Genomic DNA, 1,657 nt, shown 5'->3' with positions numbered 1-1,657 from the left:
CATCACATCTGGGTGCTGTGCTAACCACAAAGGCACTTTCTGTTTAAGGATGTGTTTACCAATGCCGTGCTGTACACAGGCACAAGCTACGCTCTCTTTCACGCAGTGCGCAATCATAGCCCCAAGTTCACGTTTGGCTTCTTGTTGAGTCATACCGTGCATATCAAGATACACATCCGGTACATAGACACCACGACGTAAGCGCTTCACCTCATATTTAGAGACATCATCGCGCGCATAACGTGTAGGCCCCTCTTCGCTAAGATGTGGAATGAACTCATCCGAGAAATAAAACTCGCTGTCACTGGCTTGTCTTGCCGTTCGAGTAATTTCTTTTTGCTTGGCATTTCTTTTTGGCTGCTGGACTATGGTATCCTGTTGCAACTTTTTAACGCCCTTTACTGCATCGTTGAACAGGGCGAAATCGTCATCGAAGTCGGTGTCTTTTTTGCTCATCAGGTTATGAATTCTAATTAGAAACGTAATTAGCAGTATTGTAGCGCTTTTCGGAGACAATTTTGGATAAGATTTTTGTAGAAGAAGCGGTATCAGAACTACACACGCTTCAAGATGTGATTCGTTGGACTGTTAGTCGCTTTAACGCAGCGGGCCTATTTTATGGTCACGGCACTGATAACGCGTGGGATGAGGCGGTACAACTAATTTTACCTACTCTTTATCTACCGATTGATGTTCCTTCGCATGTGATGAACTCTCGTCTAACAAGTAGCGAACGTCTGCGTATTGTTGAGCGCGTAATCAAGCGTATCAATGAGCGTACACCAACGGCTTACTTAACTAATAAAGCTTGGTTCTGTGGCCTTGAGTTCTTCGTTGATGAGCGCGTTCTTGTGCCTCGCTCTCCAATTGGTGAGCTGATCGAAGCTCAATTCCAACCTTGGTTAATTGAAGAGCCAACTCGCATCATGGATATGTGTACGGGTAGTGGTTGTATTGCTATTGCTTGTGCTCATGCATTCCCTGACGCAGAAGTAGATGCGATTGATATCTCTACAGACGCACTGCAAGTTGCAGAGCAGAACGTTCAAGATCACGGCATGGAGCAGCAAGTGTTCCCAATCCGTTCAGATCTTTTCCGTGACTTGCCAAAAGAGAAATACAACCTGATCGTATCGAACCCACCTTACGTGGACGAAGAAGATATGAACAGCCTGCCAGATGAGTTTACTCACGAGCCAGAACTTGGCCTAGCAGCGGGAACTGACGGACTTAAATTGGTTCGCCGTATCTTGGCAAACGCACCAGACTACCTAACTGATGATGGTATTCTGATCTGTGAAGTGGGCAACTCAATGGTTCACATGATGGATCAGTACCCAGAGATTCCATTCACTTGGATTGAATTCTCTAACGGTGGTCATGGCGTATTCATGATCACTCGTGAGCAGCTTGTTGCTTGCGCGGATGAGTTCTCTATCTACAAAGACTAGGTTACTGTTAGTCGTTAGCTTAGGGATTTGGCTTAGAGATTTAGCTTAGAGATTAGGCTGGAAACTTAAGGTTAGAACCTGATAAGACGTTCTATTTGAAACGTTTGAATTTAAACGCCATGCAGTAATGCATGGCGTTTTTTATTGCCGAAATTTAATGGATAAGTAAGCAACACAGAGTGAACTTGCTCAATATTTAGTTGCTT

Annotated in this window: 2 protein-coding genes; one reads left to right on the top strand and one right to left on the bottom strand. The window is 44.5% G+C overall.

Annotated elements, in window-relative coordinates:
- Nucleotides 1-456 (bottom strand): endonuclease SmrB (smrB, locus tag AB4653_RS24685; RefSeq protein ID WP_372105549.1); only part of this gene is annotated, 456 nt, incomplete at its 3' end.
- Nucleotides 457-518: 62 nt separating this feature from the next.
- Between smrB and prmB the strand changes: the two genes are divergently transcribed.
- Nucleotides 519-1,451 carry a 50S ribosomal protein L3 N(5)-glutamine methyltransferase gene (gene prmB / locus AB4653_RS24680; RefSeq protein WP_009848509.1) on the top strand — a complete coding sequence of 311 codons (933 nt, stop codon included), beginning with the start codon at nucleotides 519-521 and terminating at the stop codon, nucleotides 1,449-1,451.
- Nucleotides 1,452-1,657: the final 206 nt, after the last annotated feature.

This window comes from Vibrio sp. 10N.222.48.A3 (assembly GCF_041475345.1).
GTDB classification, from domain to species: Bacteria; Pseudomonadota; Gammaproteobacteria; order Enterobacterales; family Vibrionaceae; genus Vibrio; species Vibrio tasmaniensis_A.
This window is presented reverse-complemented; position numbering and strand designations above follow the sequence as displayed.